The sequence below is a fragment of the Paenibacillus sp. BT-177 genome, from assembly GCF_025846815.2.
In the GTDB taxonomy this organism is placed as follows: domain Bacteria; phylum Bacillota; class Bacilli; order Paenibacillales; family Paenibacillaceae; genus Paenibacillus; species Paenibacillus polymyxa_C.
On the sequence record NZ_JAOYTP010000002.1, the window covers coordinates 65,793 to 89,880 of the forward strand.

Sequence of the window (24,088 nt, forward strand, 5' to 3'; positions counted from 1 at the left end):
GATATTCCAATTATACAACTTAACTTTTCAAATGCTTTAGTACACAAATCTATTTACTGTCTTCTTCCTTGATGTAAGTAGCGTCATATTGAATGATTGCTTTAGTTTCATCAGTAGTCTTTGAAACGTCGTAGACTACTTCATCTTGACTGAACTTATCTTCATCATGGATAGATTGCGGTTTTTTTACAAATAATCCATCTTTAGTATAAATTTTATCAGGATGATTAAGTTCTTCTAATACACTGTCAGGGACTATTGCTTTTGTAACGCCCTTCATTTCTTCAGAAGTATCGTCACTAGCAAAAACATTATTACCAATAACTACAGCAAACGTAACAGTAAGGGTCAAAAATTTTAATATAGCCTTCACTTCTTCCTAACCTTTCATTAATTAATTTGTATAACCATTCCCAGAAAATTTAATCGGGTAACCAGACCCATCATTTTCGGAATGATTTCCAATTAGCAAATAAACTGGATTGAAAGCGAGAGATGCATCGTTGTATGTTACACCTAAGTTAGTGTGCGAAAAGTTATCGTGGTGACTATTGATAATAGTGTGAAAAAATTAACTCGATTTTCCTAACTGTGAAAATGCTATCTTATAAGCCACAAACGTAATAATTGCGTAGATAAAACCATATAAAATCCAAGCATCTATATTAACTGCAATGGTTTCTAAATTGGTGGCAATAAATATAAGAGGCAGTAACAAGGCTAGAATTAATCCTAAGTAGATGTTTCCTTTGAAATAGGCGAAAAATACTCCGATCAAGATTGCAAGAATGGGGCAAAGTAAAAAAGTAGGGAGGAGAGGATTAAGTTTTGGAAATAACCAATAAATCATAATAATCACTCCTTAAAGTTATTTAGTCAGAAAAAAACGAATCATTTCTTTGTTTGATTTAAATGCTAGAGGAATGACATGTAATTCTTTGCCTGTCAATAAGTCATATTCTCTTATTTCTCTTATTCTATCAACAGGAGAATTTTTGACATAATCATATAGGACAAAAACAGATCCTGCAAGATACTGTACTCCAGATATTATTCCTTTCTCATTTTGTATTTTTTCGGATACAGAATTGCTTTGTTTTAATCTCAGCTTTTTAGGATTTTTGTTGAGGTCATTGAAAATAGTATAATTTAAGTCTTCAGAGAGAATATATAATTTATCGTTGTAAATTTGGCTATCATAAAACAAAAATGAAGTATCTGACAATGATGTTTCATTTTCTAACTTACCATTTTTAGGGTCAATTATCTGCATTATAGGATGAAATTGTGTATCAGATGTATTGCCATCAAGAAATACAATAAGCTTGCCTTTAAATATTTGTAGTGATGCTCCATTCTGGCCTACCGGAAAGTATTCTTTTAAACCATGTAAACGATTTTCTATAGTGAATTGTTTGATCTTCTTTGATGTTTTTAAATCAATGACATAAATGCCTACAGAATTATCATTATTGTTCACATATAAAGTGTATGCCAAATTATTGTATTCAACGGTTGATAATAAATATCCATTCAAAAGAATATTTCTATATTCCAAATTTTTTTTATCGAAATAAACCAATTCATTCGTGTACTGTGTGGGAGAATAACTCGGATTAATACCCACGTTCATGGAGAAAAATAGATGATTGTCGCTTTCTTTTAAAAATGAAGTTCCGATATTCCTATCTTTTCCATACTTATTAGGTCCAAAAAATGGTTGAAGAATTCCATTTTGATTAAGTATGTAATGTCTATTTTTTCGTTCAGACATTAAATAATAGTCATTCTTTACTTTGGCAAAATAATAAAGTGACTGGGCATTAACTAAGTTTTTTTTGTCTAAAATCTCGCCTTTATTGCTGTATTTCACAATTTCTGCACCGTCATCCATTGCATTAGAATAAACAACAGTAAATGTCTCGGATTTTGTTATATTTTTCAATGAATGATGTGTTGCAGTAAACCAAAACGTTGAAACTGCTAATCCAAGTAAAAATAAAGTTGCAAAAATAATTCTTATTCTTTTTTTAAAGAGCATAATGTCCCCCCTTAGTGAAATCACTCACAGGAAAAATATATATTCCTGTGAGTGATTAGGTTTGTTAGTTACTATAGTAAATTGAAGTATTACCGGATTTAGCTATCTCCATTGGGGTAACAATAGGATCAATTGTTATATAATCAACATCAATCCCCTGAGTTTTCCAAGCCTTCCATACCAACTGTGAACAATAAAATTTAGCTTCTGTCCATGGATTAACAAAATTCCAGTTATAGGGTTTTCCAATTTGATTAGCTGCATATTGTGCAGCTGCCCTATATTGGGAACCCGAAGCCCCTTTAACGCTCATTCCATAAACATTTGAGCGACCTCTCCAATCATTTGTGTGATATTGAACTCCATCAGCTGGGAACGATTCTACTGTTTTACCACTTAGTAAGGAAACAATAGCAGCATGTCCTGGATATCCGAAATCAATACCCCACGAACTTGCGTTATAGGCAACCAAAATATCACCGACTGTTCCTAAACTTGATGCTGCTAACCTAGGATTCTCCGAGCTATCAGTGAGCGATTGGCTAGTTTTTTGGTCATTCAATGCCTTCTCTTCCAATTCCCCGCTTTTTATGATACGAAGGTCATTTTCATTATGTTTACGGAGTAACTCAATATCATCATCACTCATTCCAGCATCTTTCATTTTCTGATAAGAATTGTCATTAACACTGAAGGAAGGCGATGTTTCATCGGCGGCATAAATGTTTGCACTGGGAAGAAGAAGGATACTTAGAGCAAGACTAGCGGAAAAAGCTAAACTAAGAACTTTTTTCATGATTATACCTCCAAATGGGATTTAATTGATATAAGAGAATACTTGTTCAAAGTTTGTCTACATATTTATCCATACTTCATTTTTTTGTCCCTCCATATGACAGAGTCTCGTATGTCTATTTTTTGGAGGATGATGTATGTTAAATTTAGTTAGTTAGCTCCATAAGTCAAATAGAAATACGAGCTTACGCAATCACCTTCTAAGTAAGAAGTAGCAATTGCGAATATATTGTTTATGTCCGGCAGAGTAACCGTCCAATAACAATCAATTATTTAAGGCTAAATACAGAGCTTTATGTTAAAAAAGTATGTAATGGTAAATATAGATTTGGGCGATCTATACATGTGCTATAATCTCTAATTTTGATTAAAAATGTATAAGCTTTTGGATAAGAATGCCTATCCAATATATTCAAATTATATACATAGATTCAATAAAAGTCAATTTGATCTACTTTTTTTCAAGCTACTTGTAATCATAGTTTGAAAGTAATATTTTGATGTTCTCAGTAAAGTGGATAGGAAGTTGACGCTGTTTCAACCATATGAGGGTTTCACCAACTTTGGAGGCACTGTAGAGATAGCCTGTAACTACACCCGTATCGAAGTTCAATCGTAAAAATTGCTCATATGTGCATAAATACTATATTCCATATGGCTTTTTGAGCCATTATGGTTCAAAATGATGCCTGAATATATTTACATCGTTGCCGTATCGAGAAAATAGCTAAAACATAGGTGGGATAAGGACTTTGGGTAAATATGATCAACATCGTAATGTGTATCGTGAATATCGGAGAAAAATGTTCAAAAAAGCTTGATGAATCAAGGGGTTTTTAAGTTTTTTGAAATTAAATTGTATAACACTAAAATTCGAAAAAACATTTATATTTCTATGTTTTTAAAAACAGCAAACCTCTATCGTGGATCGTAACAAGAATCGCGGAGTGGAAGTGTTATTGGTGTTATTTTTATGTTCTTTCACTTTAATAGGCTAACTCAATTCATATATGTATGCCATCTCTAGGACAAAATGTCCCAAAGACTTTTAAGAAAGTAAACTTTTATTTTGTATCATCATACTTTAAAATTCTACTTGTTAGTTCCTCAACTGTCGTATTCAGTATCGAGGCTACAATTTCTCAATACTAATTCTTATTTCCGCTCCCTCATATCGATGAACAGTTTTCTTGGTTACTCCTATCTTGTCAGCCAGTGATTGTAAGCTATCGTTTTGAAGTTTACGATATTTTTCAATATTTCCACCTACGACTACATAAAAACCTTGAGCATTAAGATCATTAGCCATTTAATGTCCAACTTTCATATTTGAATAAAGGAAAGATTTCATCTGTTCTCATAACGAATCAACTTTTCAATTACATCAGTAAGCATCATTTTAAATTCCAAGGAACAGTTTTTTGCCAGTGATAATTGTTCGTCTAGTTTCTTGTTACAAATTAGTTCGTTTATTTCCTTGATCAATAATGCATCCTTTCTCTTATCGTCAAATAATGGATTTACTTTCAAAAGACCGGGGACTCTGCTTATCAATTCTAGTGAAAGTGCATCAAATAAATCCAGCAATTCAATGCTGCCATTTTTCTTTACCTTCACGGACAAAGTTGTGATCAAGACTACACCCCATTTCTGTAAAAGGAAAATTCATCCGATTTGCTGCCTTCACAGTAACACCTTTAATTGATATTACCTTTTCACCAAATTTCATTTCATCTTTCCTTTGAGTTTTTATACGCCTCAACGAGATCTTCAATATATACCTTGCGATGATTTTTCTTTATTAATATAACCGAAAGGTCAAATTGTGGCATTTTCGATAAGTACTCCTCTGGTAAGTTCACGCATATTTCATCTACTACTTCATCAACAATCTTATCAAAGTCATACTTTTCATCGTGGCGGTTGTCATGGAACCATGTTCTATAGTAGTCTTCGTAAAGCTGTCTATACTTTATATCGAACGGCACACATCCCATTAAACCAAATGTAGAGTAACCTTCAGAGTACTTTCCGTTTCGAGTATCCTCGTCGGATTTCCATTTAATTTTGTCTTGATATCTCTCTTTAAGCTCATCCAATCTTGAATCATCGTTCCAGTATAAACACAAGACATAACCACTTGAGAGTGTCATAGGTTCATCGACTACTTTAGCCCAATAGAATCCATTTTGCTTTATCTCTATTTCAGCTATTTGGATCAGTGAGCCTCTATCGTTTGAGAAGAATAGATACTTTCCCTGCGTTGCTTTATTGATATTCTTGTCTTTATAACTGCCAGAATAAATGTGCTGCCATCTACCATGTTGCTTATATTTCAGCACTTTCGTCGCTTCCTTTGCGATAAAATGTACGATTTATCCAAACTTCAAATGGTCAAATATCTTAACAAAAATCCTTGAGATATTCTTTGCATCATCAATTCCTCTATGATGAGTACCCTCCAATGGCAAATTAAGCATCTTTAAAGCTCTCTCCATACCAACTCCACGATCATTTCCAATCAGTTTTCCATGCTGATGTTTAATACTTATATGATTTCTAATCCATTCAGTTCTGATTTTATGTAACTCACAGTCCTTCTTCAGTTGACTCTTATCATAAAATCCCCAAGAACAAAGATAATAGGGTTCTTCACCAATCCATTCTTGAAACTTATAGATAGCTTGTGGAAAATATGTTGCCATATCAATATCTTGCTGCGAAATTGAAGTTAGACTCTTACAGAAGTCAGATAATTGTGAGTTCAATTTAGGTTTAATAAAAGTTTGAAATTCGCCTATGATCTCTAAATTTACATTTACTTTGACAGCACCAATTTCAATAATTTCATTCTGCTTTGTTCGATCATTCTCCCAGCAGGTAGCTTCTAAATCAAAGATTATGTAGTTCATTATTTATCCTTTCTCATGTCAAATCTTGTTTTACTCTCACCATATATAGCTAGGTTAGCCATCTTTCAAGCCAATGAGCCATTTGCAAGTATTTTATGCAAGACTTGATAAGCTCTGATTGTTATATTTACTTCGTCAGCGATAATGATGATGGAATCATAGAAATAAGAAGCGATAATTCGAATGGTAAATTCTATGTCGTTTTCATATAGGTATACCTGGTAAATCACTTTTTCTTTACTGTTGTGCTCATTAATCACTTGCGCATCCTTGAATTCCTCGCGAATAATATCAGGTATCAGAGTGACAGCCTTTTTCTTGAATTCAAAAAAAATTAATTTGTTCTTATGAAATTCTAGTGTCAACCCTTCTTTCATTACAATCGCCCTCCTCATGGACAGAAAAATTCATTTTGATTCTTCCCAAGCTTTTATATATTTCCAAGATAATTATTAAATACTAATCCCAACGATCAATCTTGATGAGTCGTGCGAAGTTGCCTGATGTTACTTTCACAATCAAATTCCACTCACTATCCTTAGAGTATCCCACTTCTAGCGAAAGAAATCTTGGTCAGCCTCACTCTAATGGACGGGATTATATGTCAGTTACGCTTCCAACAGAAAAAGTTGGAATTTTAGATATAGCTTCTCATTTTTTAAACAGTCCACCATGATTGAAAGTATTGAGCATTTCACCGAATTGAGGGATCATGCGTTAAAAGTTATTGCGTTTAACTAACCGTGTAATTGAATTAAACGTCAACAGGCAAAGATAGTAATTGAACTTCTTGAACTACTTTATGATTCAAATGTCATCTCGTCGGGAAATATACCATTTTCTTTAACGAAGCAACGTGCCATCTGCTGTGCAGCCCTATCAAAATAAAATTTATTTGAATGACTCGGATCTGATAAAGGTTCAATTTCAGAGAACAACTTAGTCTCCTTGTTCAATTGAACTTTCCCCATAATGTGTTCATTTGGGCCATATCTATAAATAACTACTGTCTCATCTTCATGTTCTTTAAAAAGTAAAACAAATGCCCCCATTATAAAATCTCCTCTAGCTTGTTTTAAATATACTCTCAAATGGGGATTCAAACAATTCATGGTTAAGGAAATCCATATCTTTTTGTGTTTGTAATCCTTTTTGTAATCTATCCCATGCTTGAGCTATTTCGTAATCAGAATGAAATCTGCCATAACCGCTTGACTTCATGTGTTCGTTTATGAAAACGTGTTTTTTTGATTCTTTGAACTCTACTTTCTTTCATCCCAGAATTTTCAGCTATTGCTCTTACATCATTATCAGAAGCTCTGATTTGGTCATATTAGAAACAAAAAAAGAGTCTAAATTAAAAAGGCAACAGGTAATACCTGCTGCCTTACTCCCTATTATTCAGCTTCCGTTAATGTTTTTAAAGCTTCAGTAAATGAATTGCCGATCGACATAATTTCTCCATTAACTTGCTTGCTAAATTGAGACTCCGTAAGTTTATCTTTTCCTGCCGTGTGATTCTTAATGAATTTTATAAGGTCTGCTTTCTGTTTTGCAATATCCTTTAAAACTTGGTCACTTTCTCGCTTGTAATTTTTAATACTTTTACTTAGTTCAACCTTCGCCACGCTGAGTTGCTTCTTTAATTTATCGCAATCAGCCTTCGCTTGAGCTATTACCGCTTTACTAGACTTATTTTTCACTTCATTTTTATAACGTGCAGAGGCTTGGTTTAATCTCTGAGTTAGCTCACGAACTTCTGCCCCTAGAACAGCATTAAGCTTTTTTTGTGCAGCTTTAATTTCTTTTACACGATCTTTATAATTCTCAAAGTATAATTTTTCGATTTCACTTGTTGACATAGCTTTTGTAGATGTTGCTGCCAATACTTGTGATGGAATTAAAACAACAAACATTAATATTAATAAAATAGCTTTCTTCATATATATCCCCTTATCTGCTAGTATTACAATTATCATAAGGGAAATAAAGGTAAGAGTAAATATAATTAAAAAGCATTAGAAGAAAAACTGAATTACTTCTATTTTTTTAATTAAAAAGGGAGATCGTTATGAAGAAATATGGAATAGCAATCTTTATAGCAACTCTATTTGCGAGCATTTGGATACTTAGTAGTTACACTAAAAGTTATACCCAAAACAAAGTATTCAGCTATCTTATAAAAGATCAAGGATACAAACCATCTGAAATTTATTCAGTTGAAACTCAAATAGCTAAAGCTCCCTTAATTAGTACACAAGTTATATTTAAGGACGAAATCAATGCAAGGTATTTTTATAAAAAGGAGCAAGGTAAAATTATTCAGTATAACCAAGCCCCTATTAAGGGAATAGATGATGGTGCTTATATTTATAAACATCATGAAAACAAATAAAAACGAAAGATCATCCTCAATTCAGTGAAAAAACTCAATTGAGGATGGCCTAAGCTATTCATTTTTCCAGATAATATACCCATCTGAAGATGTAATCGTGCTAGGGGGATCGTCATGGAGAGAAATTTCAATAAAGGAGCTTTTTCCTTTTTGTAACCATTTATATATACTTCCTTCATCGTTAATCGGCTTAGATACTATTTTTTTAACTTCAATAACTGCAGCATCATATTCAAGGAACCCATTATCATCTTCATCTAAACCATTGTTTGTTTCATAGATGGTGTCCCTAGTGCCAATAATCTTTAATCCATTCCCCCAATGAATAGTTAATTCATCTTTTGGTACAGAAATAATAGCTTTAATTAAAGAATCATATCCCATATACTCCTCCTTGGTTTAAGGCTCTTCTCGTCTTCAAATTCAATGGTAACGCTAGTGTTTCGCTATAAATAAACCATTGTCCCAATTCCTTATTAACCTATCCAGGCACAACCATCTTATCATGGATGATATTGTTGTTTGCTGTATTCAAAAACTCGTGTCCTTTATTTGATTGACCAATTATGCAAAAATAAGCCTACCCCCATTTTATTGTTAAAGGAGCAAGCTCATAAATAAATTATTTTGTAATATTAATTATCTTCTCGGCAATTAACTGACAATCTTCAATGCTTTTGTCGAATTCCTTTTTAAAAGATTGAGCGAATACAGAATGGATCTGGTTTGCTAATTCTCCAATAGAGTTTGTTTCCATGCTTTTTTCATGAATTTTACGTATTTCTGAATAATATTCATCTTCTAATAGAGGATATATTTCGACTGGGTTCCATTCATTAATCATTTGTACAATATCATCGTTCATTTCTATAGACTCCTATTCTCCAAATAACGATTTAGATAGTGCTTTATATTCATCATCATACTTACTCTTAGGAATAACTGTAACAAGTGTCCCCTCGTTAGCAACTACAGCAGCACCTTTTTTTAAAAAAAACAAATGCTTGACGATGAAAATATATTTAATCAATTAAATGAGGAAAAACCGCCGCATAAATAGGATAGTCTAGTTTCAAGAATTACTAATTAGAGGTTGTAATGTTCACATTTAATGTTTCACCTATTTTTTTGGTATCCACTTTAGCTCCCAACACTTCAGAAACGATTCTTAAAGGAACTTGAACACGAGTTGTGGGAATCTGCGGTGCCGCCAGCATAATTTTCTTTTCATCGTTGACATACGCAATCTTACTACCGATCGCCAATTTAATTATAGTTCCATTCTTTGATTCAATGGTGACTTGTTGTAAAGTTTTGTCCCAGTCTCTTACTCTCCCTCCTAGATTTTCAGAAACGAAGCGAAGAGGAACAAAAGCTGTATTTGTAGCATTTTCAATATAAGGAGGTGAATCTGAATTAGTTCCAAAATTAATAGGAACACCGTTTACCTGTACATTAATTGTGTAACTATAAGGATGTTTTGTTGCACTGGCTTGTACGCTTAATACAAGTGAAAAAATAAGAAATACGGAAACCGTAAAGAATCTTTTCATCATACATTCATCTCTCCCTTTGTTAAAATTAACAATTTACTGAAAATATATCTTTCTAACCTCCAAGATGTACTTTTCCTATGAATCATACATCGTTGCCTAATAATAAGAATGAAGCAAGGAAGTTTTTTATTCCAAACTTTGCTATTGTTATAGAGTTTGATTATACTTTAGCCACTATAGAATTGCGTGTTTCTACCGAGGAGGGATCAAATTCCAATGAATTTAGCCGTCAAGTTGATGCAAAAATTCAAAGACCACGATACCCAGAATAAGCTGAAAGGCTATCGGGACAAAGCAGAGCTCATTAGGAAACGGAATTTGGAAGCATGGGACGATCAGCGGCTGAAAGCGGAATCTCTCCGGCTGAAAAAAGAAGCAAAATTGGGTACGCCTTTGGATGAGCTGCTTGTCGATGCTTATGCGTTAGTCTGCGAGGCAGCGAAGAGAAAGCTCGGATTACAGCCTTATGATGTCCAGATCATGGCTGCCATCGCTCTGCACGAGAGATTTGTGATTGAGCAGCATACCGGCGAAGGAAAAACTCTCTCTGCTGTTATGCCTGCTTATCTAAATGCGCTGACCGGCGAAGGCGTTCATGTGCTCACTTTTAACGATTATTTGGCAAATCGGGATGCGGAGTGGATGGGTCCGATCTATCGTTTCCTCGGATTAACGGTAAAATCGGTTCAAGCGAGCATGAGCTTGTCCGAGAAACGAGAAGCGTACGCCGCGGATATAACCTATGTTACGGCCAAAGAAGCGGGATTCGATTATTTGCGCGACACGATTACACTAAGCGAAGCCGATACCGTGCATCGTCCTTTCCACTACGTTATCGTCGACGAAGCGGATTCACTGCTTCTCGACGAAGCTCGGGTGCCGCTAGTCATCGCTGGCGAGCCGGATTCTTCCGGCAACGACGTAATTCGTTTCGCAGATGTGACTAGACAGCTTGAGCAAGATAAGTATTACGACTTCGACGAGTTCAAGCGGAACGTTTATTTGAATGAGGCGGGCGCTGCGAAAGCGGAGTCGCTGCTGGGATGCGGTAATTTGTACGAAAGCCATAATAGTCATTTGTTGTCGTCGTTAAATTGCGCGTTGTATGCGGAAACGTTATTGAAAAAAGACGTCGATTACATCGTCCGGGACGGTAAAATCAAGCTGATAGACGAATATACCGGCCGCGTGGCGGAGAACAGGCATTTGCCAGAAGGACTGCAAGCCGCGCTTGCAGCCAAAGAAGGGCTGCACTCGAAAGCCGGCGGGAAAATTCTCGGAACGATCACCCTTCAACACTTCATTAGCCTGTATCCAAAAATTTGCGGAATGACGGCTACCGCGTACGCTTCCGCAATGGAATTCAAAGAGATTTATGCGCTGCAGGTCGTGCAAATTCCACCGAACCGGCCAAACATACGGATCGACCAACCGCATCGAATTTATACCCATAAGGAAGCCAAGCTTAAGGCGCTTGTCCAAGAAATCTCGTCCGTCCATGCGATGGGACGGCCGATTCTCATTGGTACGTCAAGCGTGGAGGAGTCGGACATGCTGGCAAAGGCGCTAGCGGTTGCCGGCGTACCCTGCCATGTTCTGAATGCGAAAAACGACGTAGAAGAAGCCGAGGTCATTGCAAGAGCGGGAGAAATCGGCGCCGTGACGGTGTCTACGAATATGGCGGGACGCGGCGTCGACATTCGGCTCGGCGGTGGTAACCCTACGCAAGCAGAAGTTGTCGCCAAGCTGGGAGGGTTATACGTGATTGGTACACATGTAAACGAAAGTGTGCGGATCGACGACCAACTGCGCGGGCGTTCTGGACGCCAAGGCGACCCTGGAGCTTCCGTATTTTTCGTAAGCTTGGAGGACGAGTTGTTACTTCGGTTCGGCATCGATAAAGCGATTCGTGCCCACAGGCAGGATGAGACTCTCGAAGACCCGGTGCTACGCAGCAAAATCGCGCATATTCAGCGCGTTATTATGGGCCAGAACTTCGATATCCACCAGGAACTAAACCGTTATTCGGATATGGTGGAGGAACAGAGACGTATTCTATACGAGGAGCGGCTCGCAATTTTGAAAGGAGAGACGCCGATGAGCCCTTCGGAGCAGCGCGTACGGCTTTATTATATTGACAAGTTCTGGGCTGACCATCTGGCATACGTTTCTTACCTTCGCGAAGGCATCCACTTGGAGAGCCTTGCTAGCCGCAATCCGATCGACGAATTTCATGAGCAAATCATCCAAGCATACGAGCAAATTCCAGCTAAAATAAATAGTGAGTCAGCGAATATGCTTGTAAGGCTCGGAAGTTCGAATGATCCGGCCAAGTGGGAAGCGTTCGGTCTGAAGAGCCCTTCTTCCACTCGGACTTATATAATCAACGATCAATACATCCAGAATATGCGCAGCTCATGGACCGCAATGACTGTATTTGCTTTTGGGATTCGCAAGATTTTGAGGCCGATATTCAAACTGTCAAAATTTTGATGCAGCGTAGCTTTTTCGAGAATGATCGGGACGAATAAGAGCAAACGCTCGATTCATCCTGCGCTGAAAAAGTTGAAGCGAAGCATTGACTCCGTGTTGACTTTGGACGTCCGCTTGGATTTCTCAACTTTATAATCGGTATAAACATACCAATCACGGCCGCCAAAGCTATGGCGGCTTTTTTGCACTCATTTTGAGGAGGGATTGATATGCCAATGGCAACAAGCGTAGCCGCTATAAAGCAGACATTCTCATTGAATGTAACCGCCATCGGATGTTGGGCTAATAGTCAAGCCTGATTTTGAGATTGATCCGTTATTCTTCTCTTTTTCTCAGCAATAAGTAAACCTAGTAGTACATATCCTCTGTACACTAATCCAATTAAAAGCACTCCGCCAGCAATAGAAAGGAGGATAACTAAAATATTAAGTATAAATAGAAATAACTCCAAACAGACACCTCCAAAGTAAATTAGTCTTTTTTATCTTATAGTAAAAGTCGTGTCGAAGTATCATAAAGCTTGTCATAAAACAAAATAAGAAAGTAGTTGAATGAAAGAACTAAGTTATTTAAAAAGGCTAATGGTCAGAATAAAATACTTATATCTGTGCAACTTTTTTTCGTTTTTCTGGTATATATGATAAAAAAATGAAATCAGGTGTTTATTCAATGAGACGAATTTTTGTTTCTCTACTTGTATCTTCCTGCCTTCTAATTTCTGGCCTGCTTCCAACGGCTCTGAGTTATGCGGAGAATTCAACTTCCAATCTTCCCGTTGTAGTAGAGGATGCGGCTGTGTTCTATCTGGTTCCGCACCAACTGACTGCCGAATTGAACAAATCTTCTTTATCGCTGGATTTCGTCTCCATAAAGACCGCTCCCCTGCTGAAAAGAAATAATCACTTATATTTCCCGTTCAAATGGCTGGAAACAGCTCATTTGGCAACCATCAAGTGGGATGCAAAGACAGGCAGTACGTGGGCGGAGTTTAACACTGGGAACTCGGTACCATTTTCCTCATTACGATTGATGCCTAACCAATCAAAGATTTACAGTTACTTCGACGGAAAAATGACAGCACTAGATGAGTCAATTCCTAAAACGTTTATGAAAAACGGCCAATTGTATATTCCAGTGTCATTCCTGTCTAAGATGGGAATAATTTATACATGGAATAATGGTATCATGCACTGGACCTGGAACGATAAAATAATCAAAGCGCTTCACCCAACGTACACAACGGATAAGGAAAATATCACTTTTAGCGCATTAGTGCAAAAAGAGTTCGGGCATGCTTATCTTATGGTGAATACAGGAGACGGTGGCATGACAAGCTCTATCGGAGGTAGCATTAGCACGTTTAAGGGAAAAGAAAAAAACATTGGAAAGCCGATTATAATGAATGGACAAACATTTCAGCGGATTGAATACTCAGTAGAACTTCGTCCCGGTCCAAATCCATTAGAAATTCACACCAATGATAAAGGATCTGTTAAGATAATGGTCCATCGCAAAGTATTAAACCCATCATCCATTCCTATCAGATACAATCATGCCGGTAACGAGCAAGACATCCGCTTTACCAAACCGAGCCAGGGATATCTCCGTGTAAAGGCTGGAGATTCAATAGCAATTGCTGGAGTCGTGATGGACACGTATATCCAAAGCAATGAAGTTTCTTTTGGTTTAGCAGCATTTCAAAACGGCAATTTTGTTGAAGATAAAAAAAAGACTGTGATCCCCCTCAAACAGGATAAATCCTTTAGCGGTTCTGTCGTTATTCAAAAACCTGGTACTTATTTGGTCAATATTCTAAGCCCAGATGTATTCGTGGGAGGAAGTTCACCGTACGGCTCTGTCAAATGGGCTGAGATAGCAGTCGAAGTATTGCCTAAAACCAAGAAAAAACCATAATTCTTCTCTTCCAGATCTAACACCAGCTAAATATGGACCAGTCTATTAAAGGGAACAGCAGCGGACACAAGACTTGATAAATAAAGTCTTGAAACCCCACTGTTGTCATTGAACTAATGTTTCTCGTTAGCTTAACAAGGATTTCTCTTAATTACCAGGCTTTCCCTATACTAATTTGAATGGTTTCATAGTACAAAAATTATCCTTTTCCATAAACCTTATTGGAGGCTAGTAAATGAGTAAATTTGAAAAAAATCTAATTAAGTATTTGTCTTACGGTTTTATTGTAGGAATATACTATTCCTTTATTAAAGGGCCAACAACAACGAGTACTCCGATCAACGGTATGTTTGAATTTTATACGGTACCCACTTCTACTTTTATTTTTAGAACATTATCAACCTCGTTTCTACTAAGCCTCTTTGCTGGAGTAGTGTATACAATTACTTTTTTGTGTATAAGAGGAAATAAGTAGATTCTTTGAATAACTCCAAAGCAAAAGAAGCTGTCCAAATCGCAACGGCTCCTTTTCTTAAGTAACGGTTCGAAGCAAATATTACGTCATTGGTAGCGCTACTTTAGCTTGCTCCAACAAAGAAGATAGTTATAAGAAAATATGGAATAGCAATTTTTATAGTAATGATATTCGCAAGCGTTTGGACGCTTAGTAGTTACACTAAAAGTGATACTCAAAATAAGGTATTCGATTATCTTGTAAAAATTCAAGGATACAAACCATCTAAAATTTATTCAGTTAAAACTCAAATAGGTAAAGCTACCTTAGTTAGTACACAAGTTATTTTTAAGGACGAAACCAATGCAAGGTATTTTAAAAGAGCAAGATAAAATTATTCAGCGTAGCTAAGCCCCCATTAAAGGAGTAGATGATGGGGCGTATAATTATTCTTTGAAGGATTATAACGGAAATGCAATGCACAGTCACATGCTTGTTCCCCTTCAAAAGGTCACAAATGCGGTCACAAAATTCAGTCATTTATAAGATTTTAATAGAATAAATCAGTACAGATCAGTAAATTGAAAATTGCTATGAAAGCTTGTCCCGTTTGACTTTACGGCTTAAACAGCGAAAAATTTCACTGCCCCAAATTCGGTACATCTTAGACGCACCACACATGATGTAACCACGGGAGTTAGAGATCGTCAACAGCGTTGTTTTAGGCAGTCTGACCTCGACTCCGATAAATGTATGCTCACCCACTTGAATGGGTTCCATGTGTATCATGGTTATTACATGCACCTCCTCTTTATTCATCCGGGATATTTTATGCGGCATTTGCGGGTAAGTGTGGACACTCGTGGATACGTTCAAAATATTAAAAATCTTATTTATGTACAGCAAAACAGGCGAAATCAAAAAGACTAGACGAATCATTCCATCTAGTCTCTTGATCATAAGTTAATGTACTAGGTCTACGCTTTATTCTAACTTTTTTAAGTACTGTGACGGCACAAGGTCAGCAAGCCAAACACCATGGTTGGCTTTATAAAATTTCACTTGATTAGCTAATGCCTTTTCTGTGTCTACATACTTTCTGCCCATTGGCTTAATTCCTTCATTGAAAATATTATGGATTACCTTTGTGTTTGTACCGTGATAGAGAATGGTTGGTGGAGTAGCTTCCTTATAATCTAACCTGTCTGTACTGTGACCATAATTAGCTCTTATGTACCCATTAACAATCTCATATCTTTGCTTTGAACAATGGTTTACTACTTGCTTGATATCCAACTCACTAACATCGGCCCATCTATTCTCTGATCTTATCCCTTGAATCAGGTCTTGAATGTCACAATAACCCTCATGGTCTAGCTCAAGACCAAACTGTTCTGGTGTATGCCTAAGAATCTTACTCATAAACCTACTGAGGCTCTCTTCTTGTTTTAGTGTTAACATTGTATACTCCTTTAATAAAATATTTGTCTATCTATAATAACCTATCCGATGATTCATAGCGCCTTGTGAAGTAAAGCCCCAAACCTCCGGTAAGGAAAAATGTAGCACCAATTAAAAAACCTCTTAGACTGTATCTGTTATAAGCCTCCAATATTTTTGCAAGTCCCCCACAATGAAAATAACCGAAAATACCTCTTATCAAATCCATGATAAAAAATTTCCGATTCTTAAATCCTTCCTATCTAATAGTTGTCCGATGAAAATAAAGATTTAGACTGGATTTGTTGGTCCTAAGCTGATTCTGAATTGCTAAATCGTCAGACTTGGAATAATAAGTTTTAGACTGACCCAAATATAAAACCAGCGGCAGTCAAGGACCTGAAAATAAAGTCCTAGACTGCCGCTGGTTTATTGAACTAACGTTCTCTGTTAGCGTAACAAGTGGTGCTAAATTATTTCATGCGATATATCTACAACCGTTTCGGTGCTGCCGATCGGCTTACCGTCAGTAAGAAACACCGAGGCGATAAATTCTCCCTGAATCGCTAGGCTTCCAATCGCCTTAAATCGTTCTACCTCTATTGGTTTTGCCGAAATAATCGGCTGGATCAACGTCTTCCATCAGTCCCCATTCGACCATATCTGGCGTACGGGTCAGCACTTTCCGATGCGACTGTCGAGAATCCTCTCTATCGCTGGATATTCCTCGAATCTTCGTTCAATGAAATGTTGAATAACCACCCCGTAAAGGGGCGGTTTTCTTATGCTTGCATGAATGCTTCTAACGGCTCCAGAGTCGCGAACGTCTTCTTTGCATCCTTCTTCCGTTGCTCATCATAGAGTTTGGTCAACTCTTCGAATGATTTAGCTTTAATCTTCGTATAACTCGATTTGGTGTATCTGATTATGTACGTCTTTTGCCCTTCCTCTTCAACCCATTGGTAAACGACGTCATATTTTTCCCTCAGATTCTTCAAATGAAGTGCCTGGCGCAACACTGCATAGTGTTCTTCAATGGCTTCATCGCATTCCTCCATAATCTTCTCGTATGCGCAGCCAACTCGCATCAGAATCTCCAATGCCCGTTCATCGCCGTATCTCGCGAGAAATTCCTTCAACGAAACCAGCGCATATAGCGTTATTTGTTCCTTGTCATTCGGATCCCTGTATTCATAACAGCCTACAACCAAATTGCGGTCGGTCATTTCCTCCTTACTGAATTGCATCTTGAACAAATACTCGAGTGACTTCTGCTTCATAACGGTTTCCAGCATCTGTTCTTTATCAATCTTGATGCCCGTTGTCACCCACGGAAACGGTAGTTGACCGTTACTTTCACGCGATAAGCTACCCCTAATATTCAAAATCGGTAGACCTGTAGCAATTGCGTACGACCTGTTATATCCTTTGCCCGCGAATATTTCCTGTTCTTCTCGCATGTGTCCTACCCCTCCTTTTAGTACCAAGTTCCATTCGGCGCGTAGTGCCACCAGTTGTCTGCGAAGTGAATCTCCGCTCGATTCCAGCGAATTGCGATCCAAATTATCCTCCGCATTTTCCAGTAATTTCTTGGTTAAGCTATACTTCTCCGTTCGTATTATGAGCTGTGACCTACGCTTACGGGCTTTGCCACTTCACTTCCGCTCTTCCAATCCCGCTCTGTCCATTGTCAGACAACACTTTTACTTCCATCTCTCCAGGCACTTCATGAATCTCCGTTACAATCGGTTCAGACGAACCGAGAATAAGATCCTATAGTAAACTATTGCATATCCATAAAACTACCACTTTTTTGTGTTGGTCTCCTATTAGTTCATCACCGCTGCTTTTCATTAACCCGCGAAGATACTTCTGGAATAAATTGTATCAAACGAGAACCATAAGTCCATCTAATGGTTGCGTTATCCTGCCCGTTGGCTAATGCCGGCTGCCAGTCTACAACTTTATTTTTCACGGTCTAATGCTTTGTTTTTCAGTCTAACACTTTATTCTCACAGAACAATAGTCTCATTAGACTATTTTGTTCTTCACATAATTTTAAGAATGTATCATACTTCATAACATTCACGCACCTTCCGTATACTTTACCCATATGGCTAAGTTAGTAGCCTGATTGAAGACTCTCCTGTTTAAACCCGCCTCTTAATTCTTAGGTGCATGCAAATTATCTTCTTTATCAGATAAATTACTATGAAAAAAGCTTGCTCCCATTTTATTGTTAAAGGAGCAAGCTTATAAAATATTAATCATACTCAATGAACACATTGCCGTTTCCATTGACGGCTTTTTGTAACAATATAATTATATCGTTCTTAAGATCAGGAAGTACAGGTAATATATTAGTCAAACTTTTCGCTTCTTCCTCGGTCAAATATTTAATATCAAATGAACCAAACAATTGTAGGGTCTCTCTAATATTTTCCACTTCCCATGGACTTTCCTCATACCAGCCTTCGTGAGCATAATATTCACTTAGTATATTACTTTGTGCAGATTCTAGTTGAACCAAACAATCCATTAATGTATCAAAGTATCCATTCCATATCTTCAATACATAGCTTTTATCTGAATTTGTATAAATCAATCTTATTTCTGGTTCTCCTTCAAATCCAGCATAGTAGGTATCATTTATTTTATCTGTCTTCATACTCTTACTCCTTCTAATGGCTGTGATTTTGAACTTGAGAGCATTTTATTCTCAGACTGCCACGTGGTGACCCGTTGGCCTGTAATTCGAGCCATTCTCTCAATGCTCAATAGGAGGTGCCTCCACTGCTGCTAACATAAACTGGAATGGTGGGATCAGCTTACTCTTCCTCTTCGTTAACCGCTTTAATCAGATCTCCGTAGACTTCCTTCGTGTGAGCAGATGCATGTTCTTTAAAATGTGTAAACAATCTCATACATCTGATTGCTTGTATTCTATTATTAGATTCAGCAGACTTTTCCAAACAACTGAACAAAAATGTGAACCCATCTGAAAACTTCCCTTTACGCAAATGATAGATTGCCAACCCCCTTGATAAATGAATAAAACGTTCTGAACTGATTTGTTGAGTATATACGCCTACCTGATTTTGTTCATTCAAAAAAGATTGAATTTCTGTTTTAAACATTTCAAGGATGTGATCTACATTAATATTATATCGATTAGCCGCCTCAATTATATTATCTATTGCAGGGAGTATTTCATCTTTCTTTGAAGAGAAATAAGCAACATAATCAGGGATTACACCTAAGTCGCCTGACATAAGCCTATTTACATAAATATTAGCAGTTGCCCATTCTTTAAATTGGCTTTTCCATTTTAGGGTCGTTTCATCTTTCTCTTCTACCCAGCTTAAATCGGCATATCTCTGGATATGTTGGAGCGCTGCATCATAATCTTTATTAGCATCACAAACTTCAGCTCGTATTAAATGCGAAAATGCCCAGTAGACAAATGGAGGGTATAGCGGCTTCTTTGTATATTTATTATTTTCATGATGCTGTTGATCAATTTTGTATTGTATTTTTGCTTTATTTCCTAATACTTTGGCAAACGCATCCAATTTAGCCCATTTTCGTAGAGAACGATATGTATTCACCAACGCCCTTAATGCATCAAGTTGATCTACCTCATCTAACCGTTCAACGTAAGGCTCAAATTGAATGGCTGCATCATAGTTTTTCTCTTGATCGTCTCCAATACGAATCGTAAACAATCGATACTGGCAAACCGCCAAACGTTCTGAATACTGATACTTTTCCCCTTCTGCCACATTTTCATAAAGGAACGCTGCTGCTTCAGTATTACCCTTTTTAAAAGAATCCTCGGCTACTTCAAAAAGTGAAGGAAGATAAACAGGATTATCTAGCAACATACCTACAACTCTTCGCAAGCAATCAAGTCGTCCTAACTCCACGCAGCGGTACAAAAAAGGGCTGATTCTTCGCCAGTTGAGCGGTTCTTCCTCAATACATTCTTCAATATAACGTTCATAAAAATAATCCGGTGGTAAATCCATTCCCATAGTGATGCGATCTAGCTGGTGAACAGAAATAGACCGGTTGCCCGTCACAATGCCACTAACTGTACCTACATTCAAATCAATCATGTGACCAAACTCGGTCATGGTTAAGCTTTTCCGTATCAGATAGGTTTGTACTTCTGCTCTAATCGTAGGTGTGATCTCCATAGATAAACCACCCTTTCAACATAAACTCGACATATAATACATAATTAAACTATGTAATGAGAAACAGTTAGTAAAAATTACTTTATCCCATCATTGTCTTTTGGAACAAAGTCATATACCCTTCGTTGTTTACAACAGCACACATTACATTTTTGCACTTTTTACATATATTCCTCAAAAGAGGATTTCCTCATTTTGCTTATGTACAGCAAAACGCGCAATAAAAAGGCTAGACGGATCATTCCATCTAACCTGTTCCATTATCCATTTGGTTTAATATTCTGCCCCATTTAATTGCATTAAATATCAAGCATCTTTTTCCTGTTAGAAATAATTACATTTCGCCATGATATGTTGGTTGATAACTAGACTCTTGATCATGAAATTGTAAGGAAGCAGTCGCTATCGTTACTAACATGAAGCTGGTTGCTAAAAAGGCTAGAATTATTTTACATTTCATCTACATCCACCTCATTAATCAATTTTCTGTACGCTTTCTTAGTCTCAAGGGATGCATACTCTTGAAAAGACTCATACAGTCTCATACATTTAATTATATATGATTTATTATTGATTAATGTAGATTTTTCCAAACAACTTAATAAAAATTTAAAGCCATCAGAAAATCTTCCTTTAGTCAAAAAGTAGACTGATAATTCCTTAGAAAAATGTATAAAACGCTCTGTTATGAATCGTTGAGTATAAAAGCCTTCAATTTCTTGTTGTTCTAAATAAGATGAAATGTCCTCCTTGAATTGCCCTAAAATATCATCTACATCAAATTGGTATCGATTAGCCGCCTCGAAGATATTATCAAGTGCGGGAAGAACCTCATCTTTCCTTGAAGAAATATAAGCTACATACTCGGGAAGTACGCTCTCTTCGCCTGAAAGAAGCTTATTTACATAAGTATTTACTACCGCCCAATCCTCATATTTATTTTTCCATTTCAATGTTTCTTCATCTGTATCCAAAACCCAGCTTAAATCAGCATATTTTTTGATATGATGAAACGCACGTTCATAGTCTTTTCTTTCACCACAGACTTGTGTGCGAAGTAAATGAGAAAAAGCCCAATAAGCAAACAGAGGAAAGCTTGGTTTCTTTGCATTTTCTTTTTTGGAAGGATGCCGTTGTTGCTCCATGTTATATTGAATTTTTGCCTTGTCTCCCAAAGCTTTTGCGAATAATTCTACTTTGTCCCATTTTCGTAACGAACGGTATGTATTCGCCAGATCTTTTAAGGCATCTAACTGTTCTATCTCATCTAGTCGATCAACGTATATTTCAAATTGAACGGCTGCTTCATAGTTTTTCTCTTGATTATCTCCTTGCCTTGTATGGAACAAACGGTACTGACACATAGCCAGACGTTCTGAATATTGCTTTTTCTCACTTAGAGCCACATTCTCATATAGAATAGTTGCCGCTTCGTAAAGCCCTTCTCTAAAAAGTTCTTCGGCAAGCTCAAATAAAGATTCTGAATAGCCTAGTTTATCCATCAATAAATTAACCACATCATGAATGCAGTCCAATTTATTGAGTCTCGCACAATTATGTATGAAAGGACTCATCCGACGCCAGTTCGGATTAGCCTCTGCTAAATACTCAGACACATAGCGTTCATAGTAGTAACCAACGGGGTAGCCCATCGCTTGTGTAATTCGATCTAACTGATCCACTGAAAGTGTGCGGTTCCCATTAATAATACTGCTCATGGTGCCCGGATTCATTTCGGCTGCTCGAGCTAAATCACTTAGGATTAAATCATGATCTCTCATATGTTTTGCTATCTCTGTGAGTATCGTGGTTGTTGTGTTGTACAAAGTAACCACCCCTTATCAGGAACTTATTAGGATATCAACTCATTAAAAAAGGACTATTGCAATCCAATGATTGTATAGCCTTTCCGCAATTCATTGTACCATCTTTTGGCACAATATCATATACCTTTCAGAACCTTACTTAAGATACCTTTGAAGGGTTTGTAAAGAAAATTAAGCTCTATAAATCCTGAGACATACGAATCATATCTCTACACTGTATGCCATTCTCATAAATTTCTTCTACATAGTTATGTCTGATAAAGAAATCTAGATCTACACCCACAATTCTGAAACCACATTTTTGGTAGAGAGCTAACTGTCCAATGCTAGAGTTTCCTGTACCAATTTCTAACGTTTTATAGCCTTGTGACCGGGCTGTTTCAATGGCATGTGTCACTAATTGTCTGCCTATTCCTTTACCATGCATATCTTCTGATACTGCTATATTCACTAACTCAACTGTTTCAGGTCTTGTAGGTAAAAGCACATAGATTCCCACAATTTGATGGTCAATTTCTGCTACAAAACACTGCCCTCTTTTCAAATATTCCTCAACAAGTTGGCGCGAAGGATCAGCTAGTAGCAAGAGCTCTATTGGATATTTTTCATTTGAATTAAGTAGTCTAATATTCATATATTCTCTCCTGAATGTATTATGGCCCCCGGATTTCCCCCCTTATCGTAAGCTTTATTCCAGAAATCCGGGGGCGATGGCGATGAGATGAAGCCTTAACTCAGGTTGACCTCAATTCATACAAACCATTATGCAGTGAAAGACGGACAGAGTATGGACCTTCAAACAAGACACTGGTATTAAATACGGCCGGAAGCCTATCATCAGGAAACCAAGGCCGTTGCTTGTCTATGACTATAAATGATCCTTCTACATTCCCTAGCGGCGCGAACTTTTGTCCAGCCCCTCCCCATGGATCAAGTTGGAACGTTTCGGTGATTAGCCTAGATACTTCAGGGACATCATCGACAGGAAGACCGATCTCGCTTATACGAAGTAGAGAGTTGGGCCCGAAAGCTTCAGTGACTGCATTGTCGAGTGTATGGTGAGCGATGAACTCGACGAGGTTATGATCCGGATCATAGAAGTAAAGCGCGGTTGCATTCCAGTTTTCGAAAAAAAACTCATCTTCTTGGAGTCTTGAAATCAATGAAATTCCACGGTCGATTACCCACTGTTTTGCTTCTGTGAATTTATTTGTTGGAATCGTAAATGCAATATGGTAAAACTCATTTTCCATATGGGAGGATTCCTGAAAAGCAAGAGCCGATTCCCCTACTTGAAACGACAGCCGCGAAGGGCTTTCCTCCGCAACCTGCAAATCCAAGAGAGAGCCGTAAAAAGCTTTTATCGCTTCGAAACTATGGGTGCCTAAGAGCACTTCTTTTAATTTCAATGCACTGGTCCTCCCCACAAATAATTTTGATACCCATTGTCCGTCTAATCCATATCAGCATTTTATCTCAGACTATATGAGGTCATTACAATGTTTGTTTATTATCCTTTAAGTCGCTTAAAAATTTGGCGTTCACATCTAACGCCGCAAATTGAAGTAGTATATCCTGTTCATCTAGAGCTTTACTTTTTGCTATTTCGAGATAAAGCTTGGGCTGGTCCCGAAACGCTCTTGCCCTCCCAATCGAGTATGCCTTCTGGAGATATTCATGAGCTAATACAGGTTTGCTCTGATGAAGAAGTGTTTCCGCCATCTGAATATAAGGTTCAGCATGTATAATGCGTACCCTGTACCTTCCAAATCTAAAATCTCCTCATTTAAAAGCTCTACTGATCGCTGAGTATGCTCGTTATAATTGAGAATTTGAACGTATTGATGCAAGGTTACACCTGTGATGCCCCATTTATGCTTAGGCTCGGGTATTAGATCCCAAGCCTTCTGGGCTTTTTCCACAGCCAAGTTGCTATCTAATGGGAGTGTATGAGCTGCATCCTCTCCAAGCTCCCAAATCTCTTCTTCCAATTGAGCCTCCAGATCGTGGTACATTCGAATATTCATCTATTCCTCCCAATTGGATAATATAAGTTCAACACA

At 37.3% G+C, this 24,088-nt stretch carries 27 protein-coding genes and 1 pseudogene; 3 read left to right on the forward strand and 25 right to left on the reverse strand.

What is annotated here, in order from left to right; all coding sequences use genetic code 11:
- Window positions 1-49 precede the first annotated feature (49 nt).
- From OIU26_RS06395 to OIU26_RS06450, 12 genes are all read right to left on the reverse strand, one after another.
- Window positions 50-373 carry a hypothetical protein gene (locus OIU26_RS06395; protein ID WP_264216300.1) on the reverse strand — a complete coding sequence of 108 codons (324 nt, stop codon included), beginning with the start codon at window positions 371-373 and terminating at the stop codon, window positions 50-52.
- 198 nt (window positions 374-571) lie between these two features.
- The gene (locus OIU26_RS06400; RefSeq protein WP_264216301.1) at window positions 572-850 is read right to left on the reverse strand and encodes a hypothetical protein; all 279 of its coding nucleotides are present in this window, start codon (window positions 848-850) and stop codon (window positions 572-574) included.
- Window positions 851-868: 18 nt separating this feature from the next.
- Entirely contained in the window at window positions 869-2,041 is a 1,173-nt protein-coding gene (locus tag OIU26_RS06405; protein WP_264216302.1) for a hypothetical protein, read from the reverse strand.
- A gap of 64 nt (window positions 2,042-2,105) precedes the next feature.
- A complete protein-coding gene (locus OIU26_RS06410; RefSeq protein WP_264216303.1) occupies window positions 2,106-2,837 on the reverse strand; it encodes a YiiX/YebB-like N1pC/P60 family cysteine hydrolase in 732 nt (243 codons plus the stop codon).
- 1,131 nt (window positions 2,838-3,968) lie between these two features.
- Window positions 3,969-4,145, reverse strand: coding sequence for a helix-turn-helix domain-containing protein (locus OIU26_RS06415; RefSeq protein WP_264216304.1), 177 nt, complete (start codon window positions 4,143-4,145; stop codon window positions 3,969-3,971).
- A gap of 38 nt (window positions 4,146-4,183) precedes the next feature.
- Window positions 4,184-4,453: a hypothetical protein gene (locus tag OIU26_RS06420; RefSeq protein ID WP_264216305.1), complete on the reverse strand. Its 270-nt coding sequence runs from the start codon at window positions 4,451-4,453 to the stop codon at window positions 4,184-4,186.
- On the reverse strand, window positions 4,425-4,565 hold the full coding sequence (locus tag OIU26_RS06425) for a hypothetical protein (RefSeq protein ID WP_264216306.1): 141 nt from the start codon (window positions 4,563-4,565) through the stop codon (window positions 4,425-4,427). The genes OIU26_RS06420 and OIU26_RS06425 overlap by 29 nt, the downstream gene beginning before the upstream one ends.
- 1 nt (window position 4,566) lies before the next feature.
- The gene (locus OIU26_RS06430; RefSeq protein WP_264216307.1) at window positions 4,567-5,178 is read right to left on the reverse strand and encodes a hypothetical protein; all 612 of its coding nucleotides are present in this window, start codon (window positions 5,176-5,178) and stop codon (window positions 4,567-4,569) included.
- Window positions 5,179-5,211: 33 nt separating this feature from the next.
- Window positions 5,212-5,748: a 3'-5' exonuclease gene (locus OIU26_RS06435; protein WP_264216308.1), complete on the reverse strand. Its 537-nt coding sequence runs from the start codon at window positions 5,746-5,748 to the stop codon at window positions 5,212-5,214.
- Between the two features lie 65 nt (window positions 5,749-5,813).
- Window positions 5,814-6,125 (reverse strand): hypothetical protein, encoded by a 312-nt coding sequence (locus OIU26_RS06440; protein ID WP_013370248.1) that lies wholly within the window; start codon window positions 6,123-6,125, stop codon window positions 5,814-5,816.
- Between the two features lie 423 nt (window positions 6,126-6,548).
- The gene (locus OIU26_RS06445) at window positions 6,549-6,800 is read right to left on the reverse strand and encodes a hypothetical protein (protein WP_264216309.1); all 252 of its coding nucleotides are present in this window, start codon (window positions 6,798-6,800) and stop codon (window positions 6,549-6,551) included.
- 345 nt (window positions 6,801-7,145) lie between these two features.
- Complete coding sequence (locus OIU26_RS06450; protein ID WP_264216310.1) at window positions 7,146-7,691, reverse strand: hypothetical protein; 546 nt, start codon at window positions 7,689-7,691, stop codon at window positions 7,146-7,148.
- A 128-nt stretch (window positions 7,692-7,819) separates the two neighbouring features.
- Here OIU26_RS06450 and OIU26_RS06455 point away from each other — a divergent pair, with 128 nt between their 5' ends.
- A complete protein-coding gene (locus tag OIU26_RS06455) occupies window positions 7,820-8,143 on the forward strand; it encodes a DUF3139 domain-containing protein (RefSeq protein WP_264216311.1) in 324 nt (107 codons plus the stop codon).
- 54 nt (window positions 8,144-8,197) lie between these two features.
- Here the strand turns inward: OIU26_RS06455 and OIU26_RS06460 are convergent, their stop codons facing one another.
- The 3 genes from OIU26_RS06460 to OIU26_RS06470 form a co-directional block, all read right to left on the reverse strand.
- The gene (locus OIU26_RS06460) at window positions 8,198-8,527 is read right to left on the reverse strand and encodes a hypothetical protein (protein ID WP_264216312.1); all 330 of its coding nucleotides are present in this window, start codon (window positions 8,525-8,527) and stop codon (window positions 8,198-8,200) included.
- A 238-nt stretch (window positions 8,528-8,765) separates the two neighbouring features.
- Window positions 8,766-9,008 (reverse strand): DUF1871 family protein, encoded by a 243-nt coding sequence (locus tag OIU26_RS06465; protein ID WP_264216313.1) that lies wholly within the window; start codon window positions 9,006-9,008, stop codon window positions 8,766-8,768.
- Between the two features lie 217 nt (window positions 9,009-9,225).
- On the reverse strand, window positions 9,226-9,699 hold the full coding sequence (locus tag OIU26_RS06470) for a copper amine oxidase N-terminal domain-containing protein (RefSeq protein ID WP_264216314.1): 474 nt from the start codon (window positions 9,697-9,699) through the stop codon (window positions 9,226-9,228).
- A gap of 216 nt (window positions 9,700-9,915) precedes the next feature.
- Here OIU26_RS06470 and secA2 point away from each other — a divergent pair, with 216 nt between their 5' ends.
- Complete coding sequence (gene secA2, locus OIU26_RS06475; RefSeq protein WP_264216315.1) at window positions 9,916-12,192, forward strand: accessory Sec system translocase SecA2; 2,277 nt, start codon at window positions 9,916-9,918, stop codon at window positions 12,190-12,192.
- A gap of 669 nt (window positions 12,193-12,861) precedes the next feature.
- Window positions 12,862-14,106, forward strand: coding sequence for a copper amine oxidase N-terminal domain-containing protein (locus OIU26_RS06480; RefSeq protein ID WP_264216316.1), 1,245 nt, complete (start codon window positions 12,862-12,864; stop codon window positions 14,104-14,106).
- Window positions 14,107-15,229: 1,123 nt separating this feature from the next.
- Here OIU26_RS06480 and OIU26_RS06485 read toward each other — a convergent pair.
- The 10 genes and pseudogenes from OIU26_RS06485 to OIU26_RS06530 form a co-directional block, all read right to left on the reverse strand.
- Window positions 15,230-15,349: pseudogene (locus OIU26_RS06485) on the reverse strand (DUF1805 domain-containing protein); the annotation flags it as partial.
- A gap of 195 nt (window positions 15,350-15,544) precedes the next feature.
- Complete coding sequence (locus OIU26_RS06490) at window positions 15,545-16,021, reverse strand: RNA 2'-phosphotransferase (protein WP_264216318.1); 477 nt, start codon at window positions 16,019-16,021, stop codon at window positions 15,545-15,547.
- Window positions 16,022-16,468: 447 nt separating this feature from the next.
- Window positions 16,469-16,633, reverse strand: a complete 165-nt coding sequence (locus tag OIU26_RS06495; RefSeq protein ID WP_155271686.1) for a hypothetical protein — start codon at window positions 16,631-16,633, stop codon at window positions 16,469-16,471.
- A gap of 149 nt (window positions 16,634-16,782) precedes the next feature.
- On the reverse strand, window positions 16,783-17,562 hold the full coding sequence (locus tag OIU26_RS06500) for a hypothetical protein (RefSeq protein WP_264216319.1): 780 nt from the start codon (window positions 17,560-17,562) through the stop codon (window positions 16,783-16,785).
- A gap of 701 nt (window positions 17,563-18,263) precedes the next feature.
- Entirely contained in the window at window positions 18,264-18,668 is a 405-nt protein-coding gene (locus OIU26_RS06505) for a hypothetical protein (RefSeq protein WP_264216320.1), read from the reverse strand.
- A gap of 160 nt (window positions 18,669-18,828) precedes the next feature.
- The gene (locus OIU26_RS06510) at window positions 18,829-20,199 is read right to left on the reverse strand and encodes a helix-turn-helix domain-containing protein (protein ID WP_090736018.1); all 1,371 of its coding nucleotides are present in this window, start codon (window positions 20,197-20,199) and stop codon (window positions 18,829-18,831) included.
- 449 nt (window positions 20,200-20,648) lie between these two features.
- Window positions 20,649-21,980 carry a helix-turn-helix domain-containing protein gene (locus OIU26_RS06515; protein ID WP_090739123.1) on the reverse strand — a complete coding sequence of 444 codons (1,332 nt, stop codon included), beginning with the start codon at window positions 21,978-21,980 and terminating at the stop codon, window positions 20,649-20,651.
- A gap of 223 nt (window positions 21,981-22,203) precedes the next feature.
- Window positions 22,204-22,659: a GNAT family N-acetyltransferase gene (locus OIU26_RS06520; RefSeq protein WP_264216321.1), complete on the reverse strand. Its 456-nt coding sequence runs from the start codon at window positions 22,657-22,659 to the stop codon at window positions 22,204-22,206.
- Window positions 22,660-22,759: 100 nt separating this feature from the next.
- A complete protein-coding gene (locus OIU26_RS06525; RefSeq protein WP_264216322.1) occupies window positions 22,760-23,434 on the reverse strand; it encodes a VOC family protein in 675 nt (224 codons plus the stop codon).
- Window positions 23,435-23,707: 273 nt separating this feature from the next.
- On the reverse strand, window positions 23,708-24,052 hold the full coding sequence (locus tag OIU26_RS06530; RefSeq protein WP_264216323.1) for a hypothetical protein: 345 nt from the start codon (window positions 24,050-24,052) through the stop codon (window positions 23,708-23,710).
- Between the last annotated feature and the right edge of the window lie 36 nt (window positions 24,053-24,088).

Coding starts and splice junctions, on each gene's coding strand:
- OIU26_RS06400 (WP_264216301.1), bottom strand. CDS start 850: ATGATTTATTGGTTATTTCCAAAACTTAATCCTCTCCTCCCTACTTTT.
- OIU26_RS06405 (WP_264216302.1), bottom strand. CDS start 2,041: ATGCTCTTTAAAAAAAGAATAAGAATTATTTTTGCAACTTTATTTTTA.
- OIU26_RS06410 (WP_264216303.1), bottom strand. CDS start 2,837: ATGAAAAAAGTTCTTAGTTTAGCTTTTTCCGCTAGTCTTGCTCTAAGT.
- OIU26_RS06415 (WP_264216304.1), bottom strand. CDS start 4,145: ATGGCTAATGATCTTAATGCTCAAGGTTTTTATGTAGTCGTAGGTGGA.
- OIU26_RS06425 (WP_264216306.1), bottom strand. CDS start 4,565: ATGAAATTTGGTGAAAAGGTAATATCAATTAAAGGTGTTACTGTGAAG.
- OIU26_RS06435 (WP_264216308.1), bottom strand. CDS start 5,748: ATGAACTACATAATCTTTGATTTAGAAGCTACCTGCTGGGAGAATGAT.
- OIU26_RS06440 (WP_013370248.1), bottom strand. CDS start 6,125: ATGAAAGAAGGGTTGACACTAGAATTTCATAAGAACAAATTAATTTTT.
- OIU26_RS06445 (WP_264216309.1), bottom strand. CDS start 6,800: ATGGGGGCATTTGTTTTACTTTTTAAAGAACATGAAGATGAGACAGTA.
- OIU26_RS06450 (WP_264216310.1), bottom strand. CDS start 7,691: ATGAAGAAAGCTATTTTATTAATATTAATGTTTGTTGTTTTAATTCCA.
- OIU26_RS06455 (WP_264216311.1), top strand. CDS start 7,820: ATGAAGAAATATGGAATAGCAATCTTTATAGCAACTCTATTTGCGAGC.
- OIU26_RS06460 (WP_264216312.1), bottom strand. CDS start 8,527: ATGGGATATGATTCTTTAATTAAAGCTATTATTTCTGTACCAAAAGAT.
- OIU26_RS06465 (WP_264216313.1), bottom strand. CDS start 9,008: ATGAACGATGATATTGTACAAATGATTAATGAATGGAACCCAGTCGAA.
- OIU26_RS06470 (WP_264216314.1), bottom strand. CDS start 9,699: ATGATGAAAAGATTCTTTACGGTTTCCGTATTTCTTATTTTTTCACTT.
- secA2 (WP_264216315.1), top strand. CDS start 9,916: ATGAATTTAGCCGTCAAGTTGATGCAAAAATTCAAAGACCACGATACC.
- OIU26_RS06480 (WP_264216316.1), top strand. CDS start 12,862: ATGAGACGAATTTTTGTTTCTCTACTTGTATCTTCCTGCCTTCTAATT.
- OIU26_RS06490 (WP_264216318.1), bottom strand. CDS start 16,021: ATGTTAACACTAAAACAAGAAGAGAGCCTCAGTAGGTTTATGAGTAAG.
- OIU26_RS06505 (WP_264216320.1), bottom strand. CDS start 18,668: ATGAAGACAGATAAAATAAATGATACCTACTATGCTGGATTTGAAGGA.
- OIU26_RS06510 (WP_090736018.1), bottom strand. CDS start 20,199: ATGGAGATCACACCTACGATTAGAGCAGAAGTACAAACCTATCTGATA.
- OIU26_RS06515 (WP_090739123.1), bottom strand. CDS start 21,980: ATGAGAGATCATGATTTAATCCTAAGTGATTTAGCTCGAGCAGCCGAA.
- OIU26_RS06520 (WP_264216321.1), bottom strand. CDS start 22,659: ATGAATATTAGACTACTTAATTCAAATGAAAAATATCCAATAGAGCTC.
- OIU26_RS06530 (WP_264216323.1), bottom strand. CDS start 24,052: ATGAATATTCGAATGTACCACGATCTGGAGGCTCAATTGGAAGAAGAG.